The 19,022-nt window shown below is 50.5% G+C and carries 19 protein-coding genes; 17 read left to right on the forward strand and 2 right to left on the reverse strand.

What is annotated here, in order from left to right:
* Positions 1-72: 72 nt before the first annotated feature.
* The 9 genes from H3M12_RS08290 to holA all read left to right on the forward strand — a co-directional run bounded on the left by H3M12_RS08290 (position 73) and on the right by holA (position 8,280).
* Positions 73-1,227: an FtsW/RodA/SpoVE family cell cycle protein gene (locus H3M12_RS08290; protein WP_129031890.1), complete on the forward strand. Its 1,155-nt coding sequence runs from the start codon at positions 73-75 to the stop codon at positions 1,225-1,227.
* A 20-nt stretch (positions 1,228-1,247) separates the two neighbouring features.
* Entirely contained in the window at positions 1,248-1,532 is a 285-nt protein-coding gene (locus H3M12_RS08295; protein WP_129031892.1) for a YlbG family protein, read from the forward strand.
* Complete coding sequence (gene rsmD / locus H3M12_RS08300; protein WP_129031894.1) at positions 1,529-2,086, forward strand: 16S rRNA (guanine(966)-N(2))-methyltransferase RsmD; 558 nt, start codon at positions 1,529-1,531, stop codon at positions 2,084-2,086. Before H3M12_RS08295 ends, rsmD begins: the two co-directional genes overlap by 4 nt.
* Positions 2,087-2,088: 2 nt before the next feature.
* A complete protein-coding gene (gene coaD / locus H3M12_RS08305; protein WP_129031895.1) occupies positions 2,089-2,577 on the forward strand; it encodes a pantetheine-phosphate adenylyltransferase in 489 nt (162 codons plus the stop codon).
* 47 nt (positions 2,578-2,624) lie between these two features.
* Positions 2,625-3,638 carry a SepM family pheromone-processing serine protease gene (locus H3M12_RS08310; RefSeq protein ID WP_129031927.1) on the forward strand — a complete coding sequence of 338 codons (1,014 nt, stop codon included), beginning with the start codon at positions 2,625-2,627 and terminating at the stop codon, positions 3,636-3,638.
* 128 nt (positions 3,639-3,766) lie between these two features.
* Positions 3,767-4,465, forward strand: a complete 699-nt coding sequence (locus H3M12_RS08315) for a helix-hairpin-helix domain-containing protein (protein ID WP_129031897.1) — start codon at positions 3,767-3,769, stop codon at positions 4,463-4,465.
* A 46-nt stretch (positions 4,466-4,511) separates the two neighbouring features.
* Entirely contained in the window at positions 4,512-4,988 is a 477-nt protein-coding gene (locus H3M12_RS08320; RefSeq protein WP_129031899.1) for a ComE operon protein 2, read from the forward strand.
* Positions 4,985-7,249, forward strand: coding sequence for a DNA internalization-related competence protein ComEC/Rec2 (locus H3M12_RS08325; RefSeq protein ID WP_182150615.1), 2,265 nt, complete (start codon positions 4,985-4,987; stop codon positions 7,247-7,249). Before H3M12_RS08320 ends, H3M12_RS08325 begins: the two co-directional genes overlap by 4 nt.
* Positions 7,246-8,280: a DNA polymerase III subunit delta gene (gene holA / locus H3M12_RS08330; RefSeq protein ID WP_129031903.1), complete on the forward strand. Its 1,035-nt coding sequence runs from the start codon at positions 7,246-7,248 to the stop codon at positions 8,278-8,280. Before H3M12_RS08325 ends, holA begins: the two co-directional genes overlap by 4 nt.
* 74 nt (positions 8,281-8,354) lie before the next feature.
* Here the strand turns inward: holA and rpsT are convergent, their stop codons facing one another.
* On the reverse strand, positions 8,355-8,609 hold the full coding sequence (gene rpsT / locus H3M12_RS08335; protein WP_182150616.1) for a 30S ribosomal protein S20: 255 nt from the start codon (positions 8,607-8,609) through the stop codon (positions 8,355-8,357).
* Between the two features lie 278 nt (positions 8,610-8,887).
* Between rpsT and rpsO the strand changes: the two genes are divergently transcribed.
* The 6 genes from rpsO to clpX all read left to right on the forward strand — a co-directional run bounded on the left by rpsO (position 8,888) and on the right by clpX (position 16,739).
* Entirely contained in the window at positions 8,888-9,157 is a 270-nt protein-coding gene (rpsO, locus tag H3M12_RS08340; protein WP_129031907.1) for a 30S ribosomal protein S15, read from the forward strand.
* 208 nt (positions 9,158-9,365) lie between these two features.
* Entirely contained in the window at positions 9,366-11,213 is a 1,848-nt protein-coding gene (locus H3M12_RS08345) for a ribonuclease J (RefSeq protein WP_182150617.1), read from the forward strand.
* Between the two features lie 154 nt (positions 11,214-11,367).
* Positions 11,368-12,297 (forward strand): hypothetical protein, encoded by a 930-nt coding sequence (locus H3M12_RS08350; RefSeq protein WP_129031911.1) that lies wholly within the window; start codon positions 11,368-11,370, stop codon positions 12,295-12,297.
* A gap of 173 nt (positions 12,298-12,470) precedes the next feature.
* A complete protein-coding gene (gene tuf / locus H3M12_RS08355; protein ID WP_182150618.1) occupies positions 12,471-13,661 on the forward strand; it encodes an elongation factor Tu in 1,191 nt (396 codons plus the stop codon).
* Between the two features lie 319 nt (positions 13,662-13,980).
* Positions 13,981-15,288: a trigger factor gene (gene tig, locus H3M12_RS08360; protein ID WP_129031915.1), complete on the forward strand. Its 1,308-nt coding sequence runs from the start codon at positions 13,981-13,983 to the stop codon at positions 15,286-15,288.
* A gap of 200 nt (positions 15,289-15,488) precedes the next feature.
* The gene (gene clpX / locus H3M12_RS08365; protein WP_182150619.1) at positions 15,489-16,739 is read left to right on the forward strand and encodes an ATP-dependent Clp protease ATP-binding subunit ClpX; all 1,251 of its coding nucleotides are present in this window, start codon (positions 15,489-15,491) and stop codon (positions 16,737-16,739) included.
* A gap of 63 nt (positions 16,740-16,802) precedes the next feature.
* Here clpX and H3M12_RS08370 read toward each other — a convergent pair whose 3' ends face one another.
* A complete protein-coding gene (locus tag H3M12_RS08370) occupies positions 16,803-17,801 on the reverse strand; it encodes an IS30 family transposase (RefSeq protein ID WP_182150575.1) in 999 nt (332 codons plus the stop codon).
* A 282-nt stretch (positions 17,802-18,083) separates the two neighbouring features.
* Between H3M12_RS08370 and yihA the strand changes: the two genes are divergently transcribed.
* Positions 18,084-18,677: a ribosome biogenesis GTP-binding protein YihA/YsxC gene (gene yihA / locus H3M12_RS08375; RefSeq protein ID WP_129031582.1), complete on the forward strand. Its 594-nt coding sequence runs from the start codon at positions 18,084-18,086 to the stop codon at positions 18,675-18,677.
* Positions 18,678-18,679: 2 nt separating this feature from the next.
* Positions 18,680-18,979, forward strand: coding sequence for a nucleoside triphosphate pyrophosphohydrolase family protein (locus H3M12_RS08380; RefSeq protein WP_129031581.1), 300 nt, complete (start codon positions 18,680-18,682; stop codon positions 18,977-18,979).
* The last annotated feature ends 43 nt before the right edge of the window (positions 18,980-19,022 follow it).

Genomic DNA, 19,022 nt, shown 5'->3' on the forward strand with positions numbered 1-19,022 from the left:
TCAGTGAACGTCTATGCTATAATATAAGCATTCGATTGCCGATTTAACGGCAGGCTTGGGGCGAACGACAGTATGCGAAAATTAAAATATTTGGACTACTGGCTCCTAGTCCCCTATCTCGGACTGAGCGTGTTAGGCATCGTCATGGTCTACTCGGCCAGTGCGGATATTGGGACGCAAAACGGGGGGAGTCCAACCAGTTACTTATTAAAACAAACGCTTTACGTCATCCTGGGATTACTGGTAATCACCTTTATGATGGCGCTCAATTTGCAGAAGCTTCGTGATCGCAATGTGCTGCGGATACTGAGTATCGCCGCTTTTGTGTCATTAGGGGGCTTATTACTGGTGGGTCAAACCATCAACGGGGCTGCTGGGTGGTATCATTTAGGGCCCATCAGCCTACAACCTGCGGAATTTGTGAAATTTTACCTGATTGTTTGGCTGGCCAACGCGATTGCCAACCGTCAAACAGAGATTGAAACGGAGGGCTGGTATTTGTCGATGCGGCGGCCACTGCTGATTTGTATCGCCATCTTAGCGTTAATTTTTGTCCAACCGGATATTGGGGGGATGACCATCAACGCTTGTATCGTCATGGTACTAGCTTTGGCGAGTGGCATTAATTGGAAGTGGGCAACCGGACTCATGACCGGAGGAATCTTACTGGTCGTAGGGGTTATCTTTCCTTTACTGGTCAAACTGTCGGAAAGTGGGTTCGCCAAAGATTCGTATCAGTTACAACGTATCGTGGCCTTTACGAACCCATTTGCCCATTCTCAATCGGTCGGGCAACAACTGGTTAATTCCTACTATGCCTTAAGCAATGGGGGAATCTTTGGCGTTGGCTGGGGTAATAGTATCCAAAAGACCGGGTACTTACCCGAACCCAACACCGACTTTATTATGGCTATCTTAGCCGAAGAATTAGGGCTCATTGTGGCGTTAATCGTCATCGCAGTTCTTTTCTTGATGATTACCCGTACGGTGTTGATCGGGGTCCGCAGTAATTCAACGTATTATGGCTTGATCTGCTACGGTGCAGCAACGTATTTGACCGTCCAAACGCTCTTCAATCTAGGGGGTGTCTTGGGGTTATTGCCGATTACCGGGGTCACTTTCCCATTCATTAGTTACGGGGGGTCCAGTACCTGGACGTTGGCCTTAGTGATGGGCTTGGTGTTGAATATTAGTGCGCGGCAAAAGTATTACCGCGCGACCCATTAGTAGAGAGGGGAACGAGTAACATGGCATTTGAAATTCAGCCACGGCAAAGTTTAATCGTGTATACGTACAGCTTAAAACAGACGCGGCAGTTAAAACGTTACGGCACGGTGATGTACGTGTCTAAAAAGATGCGTTACGTCGTGTTATATGTCGATCAAGACCAGGTTACTGACCTGGTGGACCAACTACAACATTTACGGTTCGTGAAACGGGTCGTGCCGTCTGACCGACCGAAGATTAAAGAAACGTTCAACGGGGTTGAGAAACCAACTGTTGCGACGGAAACAGAGGATGATGACGAATGAGAATTGTTGCCGGTGATTTTGGGGGCCGCCGTTTGAAGGCCGTTCCGGGACGGGCCACGCGTCCCACCACTGATAAAGTCAAAGAGGCCATGTTCAACATTATCGGGCCTTATTTTTCGGGTGGTCAAAGCCTTGATCTCTTTGCAGGCTCCGGTGGGCTGAGTATCGAAGCAGTCTCTCGGGGAATTGACCGGGCCGTTTTGATTGACCGGCAGTACGCCGCGATTCAGACGATTCAAGCGAACGTGGCGGTGACTAAGGTGCCCGAGCGCTTTGAAATCTTGAAGCGCGATGCCAATCGGGCTGTCACGGCACTGGCCAAACGGGGTGAACACTTCGATCTGGTCTTCTTTGACCCTCCTTACGCGCAGCAAAAAATCGTCGCTCAAATGGCTCAACTTAAAGAGCTGGGGTTATTAACGGCGACGGCCCGGGTGGTCTGTGAGACCGACCAAAACGCTCAATTACCGGAGGAGATTCCGGGATTCACTTTTGTGGAACAACGAAATTATGGCATTACAGTTTTGACGATTTACGCTGTGGAAGGGAGTTAGCGATGACGGTTGCAGTATTTCCGGGGAGCTTTGATCCCCTAACTAACGGCCACTTGGATTTGATCATTCGGGCGAGCCACTTGTTTGACCAGTTGGTCGTCGTGGTGGGGCAAAACACCTCCAAAAAAGGGGTCTTTACGCCCAGTGAGCGGGTAGCCTTCATCCAACAAAGCATCCAAACGCTTCCCAACGTGACGGTACAGGTCGAAAGCGGACTGACCGTGGCGTTCATGCATCAGTTGCACGCCACGGTCCTGATTCGCGGGTTGCGGACTAGCACCGATTTTGAATACGAACGGGGCATTGCGGGGATGAACCGCCATTTGGACCCTAAGATTGAAACGGTCTGCTTGATGGCTGATGCAAAGTACCAGTTTGTGTCGTCCAGTCTCTTACGCGAAGTCGCCAAGTTCGGGGGTGACTTGACCACCCTGGTGCCGGCACCGGTCGCCAAGGCCCTGGCGCAGCGGTTGGGAAGTGACACAAAGTGAAACGATTACGACGTGTGACGCGCCAGCAGTGGACCCAGTTCGTGGGGATGCTGGTGGCGGTGGCGGCTATTTTGGCTTTCTTTATGCTTCCGTTGCCCCGCTACATCGAAGGTCCCGGTGAAGCCGATGATTTGAAGGCCTTTGTGACCATGCCACATCATCAGGACAAACAAAAGGGGAAGTTCATGATTACTTCGGTGACCGTGGCGCAAGCGCGTCCGGTAAGCTACCTGTACGCCAAGTTGAAGTCTTACTACTCAATTGAACCCGCTTCTAGTGTGACCGGAGGAGCAAGCAATGCCACTTATGACAAAGTCCAGGACTTTTATATGCAGAGTGCGATTAACGAGTCCATTTACACGGCTTACAAGGCGGCTAAGCGGCCGGTGACCCGCAAGTACCTCGGGATCTATGTTCTGAGTGTAGCGGCTAATTCGCCCTTTAAAGGGCATTTAGCGGTGGGAGATACGGTGACTAAGGTCAACGGCCACCACTTTAATAGCATGACGGGCTATCAACACTACATTCAACGCCAAAAGGTCCACCAGAAACTAACGGTCACTTATCGCCACCAGGGCAAGACGAAAAAAACGACTGCCAAACTCATGAAGCTTTCAACGGGTAAGGCGGGGATTGGGATTACCTTGACCGATAATGTCAAGGTGCAAGCCAAACCCAAGGTGACCGTCGATCCCGGTAATATTGGGGGACCATCAGGTGGCTTGATGTTCAGCCTACAGATCTACCAACAATTGACCGGTGAAAATCTCCGGCATGGCCGTAAAATCGCCGGGACGGGGACCGTTGATAGTCACGGCAATGTTGGTGAGATTGGTGGAATCGATAAAAAGGTCATTGCCGCCAAACGAGCGGGAGCCACGATATTCTTTGCCCCGTACGTAAAGCCCACTAAGACGGTTTTGAAGTATGAGGAAAACCACCAAACGAATTATCAACTTGCTAAGAAAACGGCAAAAAAGAATGCACCAAATATGAAGGTCGTCCCGGTCCGTTCCTTTAAGGACGCACTCCATTACTTACAGACTCACCCTAAGTCTTAGGCCAAAGGTGAGTTAGCCAACCTGGCTTTTCGGGATGTCCCGGAACGGCTAGGTTGGTTTTTTTAGCTGACGGCAAAAATTTAGGAACGCCTTTCGGAGTTAGAACTATAACCAGGAGGTGCAAAGGGATGCAAGTGATTTGGGAATGGCTAGCACAACTGCCGCGGCGTGTTCAGCTCATAGTTGGGAGCATGGGCGTCGTGGTGCTGATCGGACTAGGCTGGATGCTGTTGCGACCGGAAGCGACTTCGGTGGCTACGGGAACACCACCGCCGGCCACCACGAATTCGGCGTTAGTGACATCGCGGCAGACGCTGAGTTCCGGAGCTACGGGCATTTCGAAGGCCAGTACGGTGAGCCACGACACCCGGGTGTTTGTCGATGTCCAGGGAGCAGTCAAACGACCGGGATTGTACCAATTTTCCCAGGGAATGCGGGTAGCCGATGCACTCAAGACTGCCGGGGGATTAGTGGCGCGAGCGGACCGGAAACGAATTAACTTAGCCACGCGGTTGGTGGACCAGCAACAGTTGTATATCCCGTTGAAGGGTGAGAAAACGCCCGCCACTAATGCCAGCCCAACTGATGGTGGTGCAGCTACCGGAACCAGTGCTGGCGCCGCCAGTTCGAGTACGCCCGTCGTCAATTTAAACACTGCCACGGTTGCCGATTTACAACAGTTGACCGGTGTTGGTGCCAAAAAAGCCCAAAAAATTGTGGATTATCGTAATGAGCATGGTGACTTTAAATCGGTCAGTGATTTGACCCAGGTGGCGGGCTTTGGGGAGAAAACGGTGGCGCATTTGCAGGACCAATTGACGACTTAACGCGTGGTATACTAGACCAATAATATGTAGAAATGGGGCAACGAATGTGAAACAAGAACGAATTCCGTGGGATCAGTACTTTATGTTACAGGCATTGGTGATTGCCACCCGCAGTACCTGTCAACGCCTCTCTGTCGGGGCCGTTTTAGTCCGGGACCGGCGGATGATTGCCGGGGGCTACAACGGGTCAGTCTCGGGTGACGACCACTGTTTAGACCAGGGCTGTTACTTAGTGGACGGTCACTGTGTTCGGACGATTCACGCCGAGATGAACGCGGTCTTGCAGTGTGCTAAGTTCGGGGAAGCCACGGACGGCGCGGAGGTCTACGTGACCGATTTCCCGTGTCTACAGTGCACCAAGATGTTGTTACAGGCGGGCATCAAGAAGATCACTTACCTACGTAACTACCATAATGACCCGTATGCACAAAAGTTATTGAAATTGAAACACGTGGCCGTGCAACAAGTCACGGTAGATCCACAGGTCTTGAGTCAACTCCTAGCTAAGCAACCAGAACAATGACCGCGGCCCACTGGTTTCTCGCCAGTCTCCCCGTAGTCGCGTTGAGTGTGATGTTCGGGGGCCATTTATGGGGCGGCGCGGCGTTATTAATTCTGATTCTGAGTCGTATCTGGGCGTTAAGGTCGGTCGTTACTTGGTGGGTGGTGGTAGTCTTATACCTAGTGTTTGGGACTTGGTTTAGCTGGCAAGCGACTCAGCTATCTCGGCGACGGTATCCGGTGGCGCAGCCACAAACCGTGACCACAACTCTGCGCGTGCAGCCAGATAGTCCGGTCGTTTATGGCAGTGGTTACACGGTGATTGGTCAGAAACCTAGTGGTGAACGGGTCTTGGTCCACGGTACGCTACGTTCGGCGGCCGAACTGCGGCGCTTGACTCATTTGACGCGGCCAACTTTATGGCGTATCAGTGGCCAACAAGCGGGGCTGCTAGCCGCCCCTAATTTTAACCAGTTCGATGCGGCCGCTTATTGGGGTCACCGCGGCATCGCCAACACGTTGAAAGCGGGGGCTATGACCATTCAACCGACGACCGGTCACGGCTTGACTTGGTGGCAGGATAATTGGCATGGCCTGCGTAGTCGTTTGATTCAATACTGTGAGCGGCTACCAGGTGCCTTACGGATCTATGCGCTAGGCCTATTTCCTGGTAAACGAGCTAGTGATAGTCCCCAAGAACTAGCGGGGATGCAACAGCTGGGCTTGATTCATCTCTTTGCTATCTCGGGATTGCACGTGGCGTTAGTCTTAGCCGTTGCCGAGTGGGGTCTGATCCACGCGCGGCTACCCCGAGAATGGTGGGAATGGGTGTTATTGTTAGGCTTACCGGGATACGCCATCTTAGCCGGTGGCGGCAGTGGGGTCTTACGGGCCTGCTGGATGCGCGGTTTCCAGTTAGCTGGCCGGCGATGCCACCAGTCCGTTTCACCACTCACGGCCTGGACTTGGGCGTTACTAGTGGGGTTATGGGTCAATCCAGGTCTTCTCTTCGAACTAGGTGGCCAGTTGAGCTATGGGTTATCGTTAGCGCTGATTCTACTGGCAGCGGAACCCTTGCATTGGCGCGAAATTGGCCTGACGCTGTTGGGGTTACCCAGTCTTTTGACGGGGCTTTTTCAGTGGCATAGTTTGACGTTGCTGGCTAATTGGGTGGTCGTTCCACTGTTCCCCACCGTTTTATTACCGTTGACCGTCATTGGCACAATTAGTGCGCGGTGGTGGCCAGAGGTGGCGACGACCTGTGCGACGGGCTTGGCGACTCTTGATGCGAGCCTACGCCGATTAGCTAGTCTTCCGGGGAACGTGGCCTTTGGCAAGCCCTTTTGGTTGGTGGCTTGGGGGTGGTACCTCGGTACTTGGTGGGTGTTGAGTCGGCCACCCGCGACCTGCCGCCGCTGGCTGATGGGATTGCTGACCAGTTACTTGTTGGCGTTTGGTTGGATTCACTGGCCCCTCCACGGTGAAGTTGCCTACTTTGATGTCGGGCAGGGGGATAGCTTGTTGATCCGGGAGCCCTTTAACCGACGTGTTATGCTGATTGACGTAGGTGGTCGCCTGGCCTTTCCCCAGCCGGCTTGGGCGCCGAAAACGCCCGTGACGTATGGGGCTGAAAAAACCAGTGTTGCTTATCTCAAAAGTCGGGGAATTACCCGTATCAACGACTTGTATCTGACCCACCATGATGCCGATCATATTGGGGACTTACCCGCTATCCTAAAAAATTTTCAGGTCGATCAGGTCTGGGCCTCGGTGGGGATGGTGCAAGAAGCAGCCTGGCAACGGACTGTAGCGCACTATCCCGGATTGAAAGTGACCGCAGTTCAAGTGGGGACTCCCGGTCCACTGGTCGTCCATCATCCGTTTACGGTGATGCCGGCCGATAATCCAGGGTCGTTGGCGCTGCAAGGGACCTTCGGTGGGTTGAATTTCTTGTTTATGGGAGATTTGGACCAAGTGGGGGAACGGAAAATCATGGCGGCTCATCCTGAATTGCGAGCCGATGTGTTAAAATTAGGCCATCACGGGAGTAATACGGCAACTAGTCCCGAATTTGTGGCCCAACTCCGGCCACGGTTGGCCGTCATTTCGGCGGGGCGCCATAACCGTTACGGGCACCCTAGCCCCGAAACCATCGCGACGTTGCAACAAGCACAGGTGCCCTGGGTCAATACCCAACAACAGGGGATGATCCGGTACGTTTATCGTGGCCACCATGGCACGTGGCAAACGAAATTGAACTTAGAAGGGGATTTTCGATCGTGACGATTACGGATTTATTGAAACAACTGGCCGCGGGACAAGCGTCGGCACCGGTCTATCTGATTTTAGGCCAAATGGATTACTTTCAACGGCGGTTAAAATCGGCGTTCAAGCAACTGGTCCCTGCTGAAGAGCGGACCATGAACTACGCCAGTTATGACCTGGAGACCGTGCCGCTGGCGGTGGGACTCGATGATGCCATGGCTGCCCCGTTTTTCGGGGAACGGCGGGTCGTTTGTTTGGATGATCCCGTGTTCCTCACGGGGGAAACCAAGAAAAGCAAAGTTGATCACGACCTGGCCAGTTTACAGCGCTACTTGGACCGCCCTATGGACAGTACAGTGTTAGTGTTCTTCGCCCCGTACCCCAAGTTGGACGGGCGTAAAAAAATCGTGAAGCAGTTAAAAAAGGTGGCCACGACCATCGAGTTAGGCAATTTTGCGGAGCGGCAGGTACGCCAATACTTTCAAGCGCAATTGAAGCGAGACGGTTACACCATTGAACCGGCCGCGTTGAATGAGCTGATTCAACGGACCGATGCCGATTTAACCTTGATGATGGCGGAACAAACCAAACTGGAGTTGTTTACCCACCCGCAAACCGAGATTCAATTGGCGGCAATCCAGGGGTTGGTGCGGCAAACCTTGACGCAAAACGTGTTTGATCTGGTCAACCGCGTTTTGGCTAAGAACACGGTGGGGGCAGTTGCTCTTTACCGGGAGCTGCTGCAAGCAAAGGAAGAACCGTTACGGATCAATGCTATCTTGCAGGGCCAATTTCGCTTACTGATTCAGACTAAGGTCTTGGCCCAACAAGGGTATAGTCAGGGGCAATTAGCGAGCACCCTCAAGGTCCACCCATACCGGGTCAAGTTGGCGTTACAGACGCACCGTCGTTTCAAACTGGCCGATTTGAACCGGGCGTATTTGGGACTCTTTAAGGTCGAGCGCCAGATGAAGTCGACGGCTCTGGATCCAGAGCTGCTCTTCTCACTGTTCATGACCCAATTTGCTGGTAGTCGAGCAACCGTTTAAACCTAGATAAGCTAAAAAGGCCGAGACAGGATTGTCTCGACCTTTTTTAAACATCATCGAAAGATGTTTTAGATTTACTTAGCTAAACGAGCAGCCATCCGTGACTTGTCACGGGAAGCCTTGTTCCGCTTGATCAAGCCCCTGGAAGCAGCTTTGTCAACGGCAGCACTTGCTTGGCGGAATAAGTCTTCCACGTTGTCAGCACCGGCAGTCTTAGCTTGTTCGAACCGCTTAACAGCCGTCCGCATCGTGCTTAATTGTGCGGAGTTGCGTTGGTTAGCCTTAACGTTAGTCTTGGCACGTTCGATAGCAGATTTGATAATTGGCATGAAAATTTCACCTCCGAATGAGAAATCCGAGGACCGGAAATCTTAATTTCAACGTATGTCATTATACAGAACCCTGGGGGTGAATGCAATAGCTACGCCGGATTATTGTAAAGCAATTTTACTTGATAGGTAAGTGATGGTAAAGTCCTTGCGTTTTGGGGGAGATTCCAGTATGATTAGAGACTGTGTGAAGAGCACAAACCCTTAACTTAGTTTGTCGGCGGCCACCGACGACTTACTCAGTTTGGGGCACTTATTTGAAAGGGTGGTAATTTACCATGGCTATTAGTCAAACGCAAAAGAACGATATCATCAAGCAATACGCTCGTCACGAAGGTGACACGGGTTCAACGGAAGTTCAAGTTGCCGTTTTAACCGCTGACATCAACGAAATCAACAAGCATATGCAAGCGCACCGGAAGGACTTCCATTCCCAACGCGGCTTGATGAAGAAGATCGGTCACCGTCGTAACTTGTTAGCTTACTTACGGAAGACTGACGTTCAACGTTACCGTGAATTAATCAAGAGCTTAGGTCTGCGTCGTTAATCGACCCATACCGCAAAGGTCCGTTCTCCAATTGGGGGATGGACCTTTTGTTTTGCCGCGGGCTTGCCAACTTGGTTCTGTAATTGGTTAAAGTATGGTAGAATGAGATAAGTTTAGCTACGGACGAAATTCGGTATCCATACCGACTAACAATCTCATTAGTTAGAGATTGACCTAAATTACAGAAAAAGACACTTGAGGTGAACTTATGAGCACAAAGATTAAGATCGTCCCGTTTGGCGGAGTTCGCGAGAACGGGAAGAACATGTACGCCGTGGATGTTAACGGCGGAATTTATATTTTGGACTGCGGATTGAAGTACCCGGAAAATGAACTGCTCGGAATTGACGTGGTGATTCCAGATTGGAGTTACTTACGAGAAAATAAGGACCGCATCGTGGCGGTCTTCTTGACGCACGGTCACGCCGACGCAATTGGGGCACTGCCTTACTTTTTAAGTGAGTTCAACGTCCCCGTGTTCGGGTCCGAGATGACCATTGCGTTGGCCAAGATTGACGTGGCGGCCCAACCAAAGATTAAAGACTACGATGATTTTCACGTGGTCGACGAAAAGACAGAAATCGATTTTGGTGACGTGGTCGTGTCCTTCTTTGCCACGACTCACTCGATTCCGGAGTCCTTAGGGGTCGATTTGAAGACCGACGAAGGCCAAATCGTCTACACTGGGGATTTCAAGTTCGACCAAACGGCCAAGCCAGGTTACCAGACCGATTATGCCCGCTTAGGGGCCATTGGGCAAAATGGCGTCTTAACGCTGTTGAGTGACTCGGCTAACGCGGAGAACCCGAAGATGAACACCTCCGAACAAGAGCTGGCCGAATCGATCGAAGAGACCTTCCATTATCGGGACGGCCGTATCGTGGTCGCCTGTGTGGCGTCAAACATTCTGCGGATTCAGCAGATTTTAGATGCGGCCAAGCAGACCGGCCGGAAAGTGTACTTGACGGGCCAAGACCTGGAAAAAATCGTCCATACGGCCATGAAATTAGGCAAGCTATCCTTTGATGATGACCTGCTAGTCACGACGGACCAGTTAGCCGATTTACGACCCGACGAAATCGTCATTCTCCAGACGGGGAAGACGGGCGAGCCCATCAAAGCTATTCAGCGGATGGCCAACAAGCAAGACAAGCAACTGACGATTCAGCCTGGTGATTTGGTCTACATCGTGACTACCCCTTCACATGCCATGGACACCACGGTGGCCCAGACGCGCGACATGGTTTACCGCGCCGGTGGTGAAGTCAAGGCGATCTCCGATGAATTGAACTCGTCGGGTCATGCTTATAAACGTGACCTACAACTGATGTTGAACTTGATGAAGCCCAAGTACTTAGTCCCTATCCAGGGTGAGTACCGGTTACTGAATGCCCATGCCCAAGCGGCACTGGAGTTGGGGATGGCGGCGGACCACATCTTTATCCTGGCGAAAGGCGATGTCATGACCTATCAAAAGGGTGAGTTCACCCTAGGAGATAGTATCGACGTGAGTGATACCATGATTGATGGGATTGGCGTCGGGGACATCGGGAACATCGTCTTGCGGGACCGGAAAGTGTTGGCCGACGATGGAATCTTCATCGCCGTGGTCACTATCGATCGTAAGAAGAAACAAATTGTCGCAGCACCGAAAATTACGTCACGCGGGTTTGTTTACGTGAAAGCTAACAAGGACCTGATGCAGGAAAGTTCCGATATCATCTGCAAGGCGGTTCAAAACAACTTGGACAACAAGGAGTTTGATTGGGGCCACTTGAAGCAAGATGTCCGGGAACACTTGAGTCACTACCTGTTCGAGCAGACTCATCGGCGGCCAGTCATCTTACCAGTCATCATGGAAGTCAACCAGCACCATCGCCGGACTGGCAAGAAGAAAGCGGCCAAAGGAGCGGCGGCTAAGGAAGCCCCTAAGGGCCATCAAACCAAGGGGAAGAAGGCCGACACTAAGGCCACGCAGAAGCCCGCTAAGGCTAAGACTAAAGCGCATCGGCATCGACGACACGCGGCAGCTACCAAACCAGACACTAAGGCTTAAGCCATTAAGCGAAGTTTAGACTAAACTGATTTTGTTCCTATATAATATAACGGTGCGGGCCGCTCACGGGAACGCACCCCGTTAAGTGGACCAGCCTTTCTGTATGGGAGGCGGGTCCCTTTTCGTGACAATTGAGAAAAGCGGGGGTGCTTTTATGGATTCGTTACAATTTCAACGGGCCTTACTGGCCTTTCATAACCAGCAATGGTCACAGGCCAGTGCCGCGTTTACGACGCTCTATCAGGCTCACCAGACGGCCGAACTGAATCGGTATTTGGCCCTGAGTCTCTATCGGGATGAACAATTCTTGGCGGCTGAGCAGATTGCGGCCGAAAACGACGCTGCTTATTTGGTGGACCAAAGCTGGTTCGATCATCGATTGATGATTGCTCTAAAAAATCAGCAATTCATTTTTGCCCGGCAATGGTGTGCTTTACCGCAAGCGCAGGCTTGGCGCGCGCAGGGCTTGGCCCAAGTGCAAGTGGCCGAACAAACCTCACGGCAGACGCTCGCCGCGACGCAACGGGTGATTGCCAAGCAGTTCTATCACCTGGGAGATACGACGTTGAATGAACAGCGCCACCGCATCGCGCGGGCCCACCAACTCCCTTTGGCAGAGTTTTTACGCGGGGTGCGCTATCTGTTGATCGATCCGTTCCTCCATCCCTTGTTACGGTCGACGTTGTTGGAGGACCTTTATCTGTTACAGATCGATGAGACCGTGAAATTACAATGGCTCGACGATCAGCAATACGACGTGCAAACGGCGCAACTCCGGGGAGTGACGGACAATTCGGCCGCACAAGCTGCCATTCGGTACTTAACCGCGGAATTTGCGCAGACTAACCCGAGTTTAGTGGCGAATGTTCGGCAAACGCTCAATTTGCAATTGATGTTAGTTTACCCGTTTGCGGAACGAGTTTTCACGGCACCGGAAGCCTGGGTCGATTATTTAGTGGGGCGGCCGGCCCAAACTCCCTTGTCAACGACAGCGGAAAATCAACTGTTAACCTGGCAAAAACGCCTAGGGGAGCACCTGCAGACCCTTTTTCTGGCAATAAATCACGAAAAGCCCGAAAATTAGTGATTTTTTAGTTTACAAATAATTGGTGAGCAGATATACTAGTCAAGGATTCTTTTTTAGAGGGTTCCAGCTTTCCCTTTCAAAGAAGAAGTAGTATAATTTTACGCAAAGAGTTATTAATTTTCGTCTGAAGGTTAAGGATTCTTGCGATAAAATACAGGAGGGTTTCATTAATGGCTGAAAAAGAACATTATGAAAGAACTAAACCCCATGTAAATATTGGTACTATTGGCCATATTGACCATGGGAAGACGACGTTAACTGCTGCAATCACTAAGGTATTAGCTGACCGCGGTTTAGCTAAGGCCGAAGATTACGCAGATATCGATGCTGCTCCAGAAGAACGTGAACGTGGTATCACGATCAACACCGCCCACGTTGAATACGAAACGGAAAAGCGTCACTACGCCCACATTGACGCCCCAGGACATGCTGACTACATCAAGAACATGATCACTGGTGCCGCTCAAATGGATGGTGCCATCTTGGTTGTTGCCGCAACCGATGCCCCAATGCCACAAACGCGTGAACACATTTTGCTGGCTCGCCAGGTTGGTGTTAACTACATCGTGGTCTTCTTAAACAAGACCGACTTAGTTGACGACGACGAATTGGTTGACTTAGTTGAAATGGAAGTTCGTGAGTTGTTGTCCGAATACGATTACCCTGGTGATGATATTCCAGTTGTTCGTGGTTCCGCTTTGAAGGCTCTTGAAGGCGACCCAGAACAAGAAAAGGTTATCTTACACTTAATGGACATCGTTGACGACTACATCCCAACGCCAGAACGTGACAACGACAAGCCATTCTTAATGCCTGTTGAAGACGTCTTCACGATCACTGGTCGTGGGACGGTTGCTTCCGGTCGTATCGACCGTGGGACTGTTAAGATTGGTGACGAAGTTGAAATCGTTGGGTTACATGACGATATCTTAAAGACGACCGTTACTGGTCTGGAAATGTTCCGGAAGACGTTGGATCTTGGTGAAGCCGGAGACAACGTTGGTGCCTTGTTACGGGGTATCAACCGTGAACAAGTCGTTCGTGGTCAAGTTCTGGCTAAGCCAGGTTCGATCCAAACGCACGAAAAGTTCAAGGGTGAAGTTTATATCTTGAGCAAAGAAGAAGGTGGCCGTCATACGCCATTCTTCTCCAACTACCGTCCTCAATTCTACTTCCACACCACTGATATCACTGGTGTGATCGAATTGCCTGATGGCGTTGAAATGGTTATGCCTGGTGATAACGTGACGTTCACTGTTGAACTGATTCAACCAGCTGCCATTGAAAAGGGTACGAAGTTCACTGTTCGTGAAGGTGGCCACACCGTTGGTGCCGGTACCGTTACGGAAATTGACGACTAATTAAGCTTGCTTGATTAGCTGTACCTTAAAAAGGGTGCGAAGCTTAGCTTCGCACCCTTTTTGCATCAACGGCTATCTGTTGGCCGAACATAACCGTTTTCATTGCGACCAGCAAAGGGCTTGTGGCGGTCACCAGAAAGTGGTAACATTTTAGGGCCGGCGATGCTGATTCTGGTGGGTCTTAAAGCGAGAGAATCCGCGCCATTCACGGCTTCTCAGCAAAAATCATTTTACAATTAGCACCGGTTAAGGTACACTAGTACAGTATGCAATTGCTAGAATTGTAAATAGTAATATCTTTCATTTCGGAGGGAATACAATGGCTGCAAAGTGGGAAAAAAAGGAAGCAAATCAAGGCGAATTAACCTTTGAAATTGCACCTGATAAGATCAAAGAAGGCTTAGACAAAGCTTTCCAACGCACCAAGAAGAACCTGACTGTGCCTGGTTTCCGTAAGGGCCGTGTGCCACGTCAAATCTTCAACCAAATGTATGGTGAGGAAGCATTGTACCAAGATGCTTTAAACATCGTTTTACCTGATGCTTACGAAGCTGCCATCAAGGAAACGGCTATCGAACCCGTTGACCAACCCCAAGTGGACGTTGAATCCATGGACAAGGGTAAGGCGTGGGTTTTAAAGGCCGTTGTGACGGTTAAACCAGAAGTTAAATTAGGTGACTACAAGGGCTTGAGTGTGACGAAGCAAAACACCCGGGTTTACCAAAAGGACATCGACGCTGAATTAGAAAAGCAACGTCAACAACAAGCTGAATTAGTCTTGAAAGAAGACCAAGCCGCCGCTGATGGTGACACGGTCGTGATCGACTTTGACGGTTACGTTGATGGCAAGCAATTCGACGGCGGTAAAGCGGACAACTACTCCCTGGAATTAGGTTCAAACTCCTTCATCCCAGGCTTCGAAGAACAATTAGTTGGCCACAAGGCCGGTGAGAACGTTGACGTTAAGGTCACGTTCCCAAAGGACTACCAAGCTAAGGACTTACAGGATAAGGAAGCAACCTTCAAGGTTACGATCCACGAAGTTAAGGAAAAGCAACTGCCTGACTTAGACGACGAATTCGCTAAGGACGTTGACGAAGACGTTGACAGCCTCGAAGAATTGAAGGCTAAGACCAAGGATCACCTGAAGGAACAAAAGACCAGCGCTGCGCATGACGCCATCGAAGATGAAGCCATCAGCGAAGCCGTTGACAACGCCGAAATTGGTGATATTCCAGAAGCCATGGTCAAGGACGACATCGACCGGCAAACGGAACAATACCTGGCTAACATGCAACAACAAGGTATTCAGCCAAAGATGTACTTCCAGCTGACCGGGACCACGGAAGACGACTTGCGGAAGCAATTCGCTGACGGTGCCGAAAAGCGGGTCAAGACGAACTTGGTCTTAGAAGCCGTTGTTGAAGCTGAAAAGATCGAACCAACTGACGACCAAATCAAGGCCGAAGTTAAGGATCTGGCTGGCCAATACGGCATGGAAGAAAGCGCCGTTCGCAGTGCGTTATCTGACGATATGCTGAAGCATGACATCGCCATCAAGAGCGCCGTGGATATGATTGCTGATTCCGCAAAGCAAGACAAGAAGAAGGATGCTGACAAGGACTAGTCATTAGTCTAATTAGCAAACTTGACCGGGACGACGCATTATAGTTGTCCCGGTTTTTGGTTTAGCGCGCGTAAAGATGAATTAATTCTCTAACGCGTCTATCTGTGGTATAGTACATCAATGACGGGATAGTCTGATAATAAGTCAGACTGACTAACCGCAAGATGGGCTCGTTAGCCCGGAAAGAAAGGGTGAGTTTATTGTTTGAAAACACCGAAGCGAACGGCCCAGTGACCTGCTCTTTTTGTGGAAAAACCCAAGATCAAGTACAAAAAATCGTCGCTGGTCCGGGCGTCTACATTTGTAATGAATGTATCGACCTGTGCAAGGAAATCATCGACGAGGAATTTAGCCAAGACAATGCGCAAACCACGTTGGACGTGCCAACGCCAGCCGACATTGTCAAGAACCTCGATCAATACGTGATTGGTCAGGATGAAGCCAAGCGAACGTTATCGGTCGCCGTTTATAATCATTATAAGCGGGTCAACGAAATGGCCAAGAACGATGACGGTCCAGAGCTGCAAAAGAGTAACATTGCCGTGATTGGGCCAACTGGTTCCGGGAAGACGTATTTGGCGCAAAGTTTAGCCAAAATGTTGAACGTGCCATTTGCCATCGCCGACGCCACGACTTTGACGGAAGCCGGTTATGTCGGTGAAGATGTTGAAAATATCCTCTTGAAGCTCCTCCAAAACGCCGATTACGACGTGGATCGGGCCGAAAAAGGCATCATCTACATCGATGAAATCGATAAGATCGCGAAGAAGGCGGAAAACGTCTCGATTACGCGGGATGTCTCTGGTGAAGGGGTCCAACAAGCCTTACTGAAGATTTTGGAAGGGACGATTGCCAACGTGCCGCCACAGGGTGGCCGGAAGCATCCCCAACAAGAATTTATTCAGATTGATACCACCAACATCTTGTTCATCGTGGGTGGGGCGTTCGATGGTATCGACGATATCGTCAAGCGCCGCTTAGGCGACCAAACGATTGGTTTTGGGGCCGACACCAAGGAACAAAAGGTCCTGAATTCCGGCGATAGCTTGATGCAACACGTGATTCCGGAAGACCTGTTACAGTTTGGGTTGATTCCTGAATTCATTGGCCGGTTACCAATCTTAACGGCTCTCGAAAAACTCGATGAAAACGACCTGGTCCGGATTTTGACCGAACCGAAGAACGCATTAGTCAAGCAATACGAGAAGTTGCTCGCGATTGATGACGTCCAGTTGGAGTTCCAACCAGCGGCCTTAAAGGAAATGGCGAAGTTAGCCATTGCCCGTAACACTGGGGCCCGGGGGTTACGGTCAATCATTGAAGATGTGATGCGCGACACCATGTTCGACTTACCGAGTCGTCGAGACGTGGGTAAGGTCATCATTACACCGGAGACGGTGACGAAACATGCGGAACCCGAGTTGGTTTTGCGAGACCAAAAGGCCTCATAATTTAAGATGATGAGAAATTAAGACCAGGGTTGCGACCCTGGCCTTTTTTTAACCGACGAATTGTCAAATCAAGTGTAACTTTTTACCGAAGAAAACTTCAGATGGTGTCTTCCAGCCTAAGACCTTACGGGGGCGATTATTTAAATTCCTGACAAACTTCGCGATATCTTGATCGGTCAGTTCATCAAGGTCAGTTCCTTTGGGAAAATACTCTCGGATGAGACCATTGGTATTTTCGTTGGTCCCACGTTGTTGTGGTGCGTGCGGGTCTGGAAAATAGACTGAGATACCAAGCTCTTTACCGACTTCACGATAACCCGCAAACTCTGTACCTCGGTCTGGTGTAAGCGTACGAACGCGTTTAGGTGTGACTGTATGCAGGAGGTCGATCATCGCTTGGGTCACATTCTTGGCATTCACTTTGGGTACACGCTCAGACAGAAGGTATCGTGACTTACGGTCGACCAGTGACACTAAACCCGAACGCCCGACCTTGCCGCGAACGGTATCGCCTTCCCAATGGCCAAAACGAGTCCGATTCTCACATGAGACTGGTCGTTCATGGACTGATGGGACATTATTAAAACGGCCACGTCGTTCGTTGACAGTTCCTTTAACCTTACGAGTTTTCCCACGATGTCGTAACTTTCGAGCGAATCCTCGAGCCCCATGACTTTTACGTTTAACGCCTAAATTATTTCGTTCAATTCCGCGATAAATCGTGTTGTAGCTGATATGCCAATTACTGGTCTCTAAAGATAAACGACCGGCGATTTGCTCGGGTGACCATTGTCGTTGAAGAATGCAGTGAAGGACAAAGTCGCGTAGCTTTAAATTCTCCAGTACCCTGAGGCGGCGACTCTTTAATCGGCGCTGTTGATAGTTCTGCTGGGCTTTTACGGCGGAATAGGCGCCCCGACCGCCGTTGCGTTTAATTTCTCGTGACACAGTGGCTTTGGAACAACCGATTTGATTGGCAATAACCTGGTAAGTATGGTGTAAAGTTACACCTAACAGTATGCATTCGCGGTCTTTTAAGGTAAGATGTGTATATGGACTCATAGCCTAAGAACTCCTTTAGATGATTGTTATGGTGACTTCATTCTACAGGACTCAGGCTAGGAGTCTATTTTTATTTTCTTACTTGTTGCACTTCAATTGTAAATTCGTCCCCCAGTGGCGCGCTGGCTGCACCGACTGGCGAATCTTTTTGACAGGGATAACCCCCGTGTCGACGGGACTAACGCCACCTGAAGATAGCGACCAGCAGAAAACGGGGCGGTGCTCGGCGACGTTGTGTGTTAGAATGATGAAAGATAATTTTGGAGAGGATGGCACAAAATCATGGAAGTTAATCACGTGGAACTAGTCATGAGCGCGGTACAACCCAGTCAGTATCCCACGACGGGCTACCCAGAAATCGCCTTGGTCGGGCGGTCAAACGTGGGGAAGTCGTCATTGACCAATGTTTTGATCAATCGCCGCTCGTACGCGCGCACGTCGAGCCAACCGGGTAAGACGCAGACGTTGAACTTCTATAACGTGGAGGACCAGCTCTACTTTGTGGACGTCCCGGGTTACGGATACGCGAAGGTGTCGAAGACGGAGCGGGAAAAGTGGGGCACGATGATTGAGACCTACTTGACCCAGCGTGAGCAGTTAAAAGGGGTCGTGTCGTTGATTGACGCCCGACACGCACCGACCGCCGCCGACGTACAGATGTATCAGTGGTTGGCGTACTACGACTTGCCAACGCTGATTGTGGCGACCAAGAGTGATAAGGTGGCCCGTGGTAAGTGGAATCAAACCATCAGTCAAATTAAAAAGACGCTGGCCTTGCCGACGACGGACAATATCGTTCTCTTTTCAGCACCACAGAAATTAGGGAAAGATGCCGTTTGGCAGTGGATTGAACAACAAGCTTTTGGGGAGGAATAACCGTGGAATTTAGTGAGTATCAAAAAGCAGCGAACCGAACGTTATATGGCAACGAACAGGTCTTAACGAACTGTGCGTTAGGCTTGGCTGGTGAGTCTGGTCAGGTCGTGGAATTGGTCAAGAAGTACACCTTCCATGGGAAGGATTTAGACCACGACGCCATCGTCAAAGAAATGGGCGACGTTTTGTGGTACTTGAGTCAGATTGCTGAATGGGCGGACATTGATTTTGATGAAGTTGCTCAGAGTAATATCGACCGGTTGAACGCCCGGTACCCCAACGGTTACCAACCCGAAAAATAGGGCGTAACGCGGCTACAAGCCAGTTAGGCGTGACTGAGGTTTC

The organism is Levilactobacillus suantsaii (assembly GCF_014069315.1).
Lineage (GTDB): Bacteria > Bacillota > Bacilli > Lactobacillales > Lactobacillaceae > Levilactobacillus > Levilactobacillus suantsaii.

Coding starts and splice junctions, on each gene's coding strand:
- H3M12_RS08295 (WP_129031892.1), top strand. CDS start 1,248: ATGGCATTTGAAATTCAGCCACGGCAAAGTTTAATCGTGTATACGTAC.
- H3M12_RS08310 (WP_129031927.1), top strand. CDS start 2,625: ATGCTGGTGGCGGTGGCGGCTATTTTGGCTTTCTTTATGCTTCCGTTG.
- H3M12_RS08370 (WP_182150575.1), bottom strand. CDS start 17,801: ATGAGTCCATATACACATCTTACCTTAAAAGACCGCGAATGCATACTG.
- rsmD (WP_129031894.1), top strand. CDS start 1,529: ATGAGAATTGTTGCCGGTGATTTTGGGGGCCGCCGTTTGAAGGCCGTT.
- coaD (WP_129031895.1), top strand. CDS start 2,089: ATGACGGTTGCAGTATTTCCGGGGAGCTTTGATCCCCTAACTAACGGC.
- tuf (WP_182150618.1), top strand. CDS start 12,471: ATGGCTGAAAAAGAACATTATGAAAGAACTAAACCCCATGTAAATATT.
- yihA (WP_129031582.1), top strand. CDS start 18,084: ATGGAAGTTAATCACGTGGAACTAGTCATGAGCGCGGTACAACCCAGT.
- tig (WP_129031915.1), top strand. CDS start 13,981: ATGGCTGCAAAGTGGGAAAAAAAGGAAGCAAATCAAGGCGAATTAACC.
- H3M12_RS08350 (WP_129031911.1), top strand. CDS start 11,368: ATGGATTCGTTACAATTTCAACGGGCCTTACTGGCCTTTCATAACCAG.
- rpsT (WP_182150616.1), bottom strand. CDS start 8,609: ATGCCAATTATCAAATCTGCTATCGAACGTGCCAAGACTAACGTTAAG.
- H3M12_RS08345 (WP_182150617.1), top strand. CDS start 9,366: ATGAGCACAAAGATTAAGATCGTCCCGTTTGGCGGAGTTCGCGAGAAC.
- rpsO (WP_129031907.1), top strand. CDS start 8,888: ATGGCTATTAGTCAAACGCAAAAGAACGATATCATCAAGCAATACGCT.
- H3M12_RS08315 (WP_129031897.1), top strand. CDS start 3,767: ATGCAAGTGATTTGGGAATGGCTAGCACAACTGCCGCGGCGTGTTCAG.
- H3M12_RS08290 (WP_129031890.1), top strand. CDS start 73: ATGCGAAAATTAAAATATTTGGACTACTGGCTCCTAGTCCCCTATCTC.
- H3M12_RS08325 (WP_182150615.1), top strand. CDS start 4,985: ATGACCGCGGCCCACTGGTTTCTCGCCAGTCTCCCCGTAGTCGCGTTG.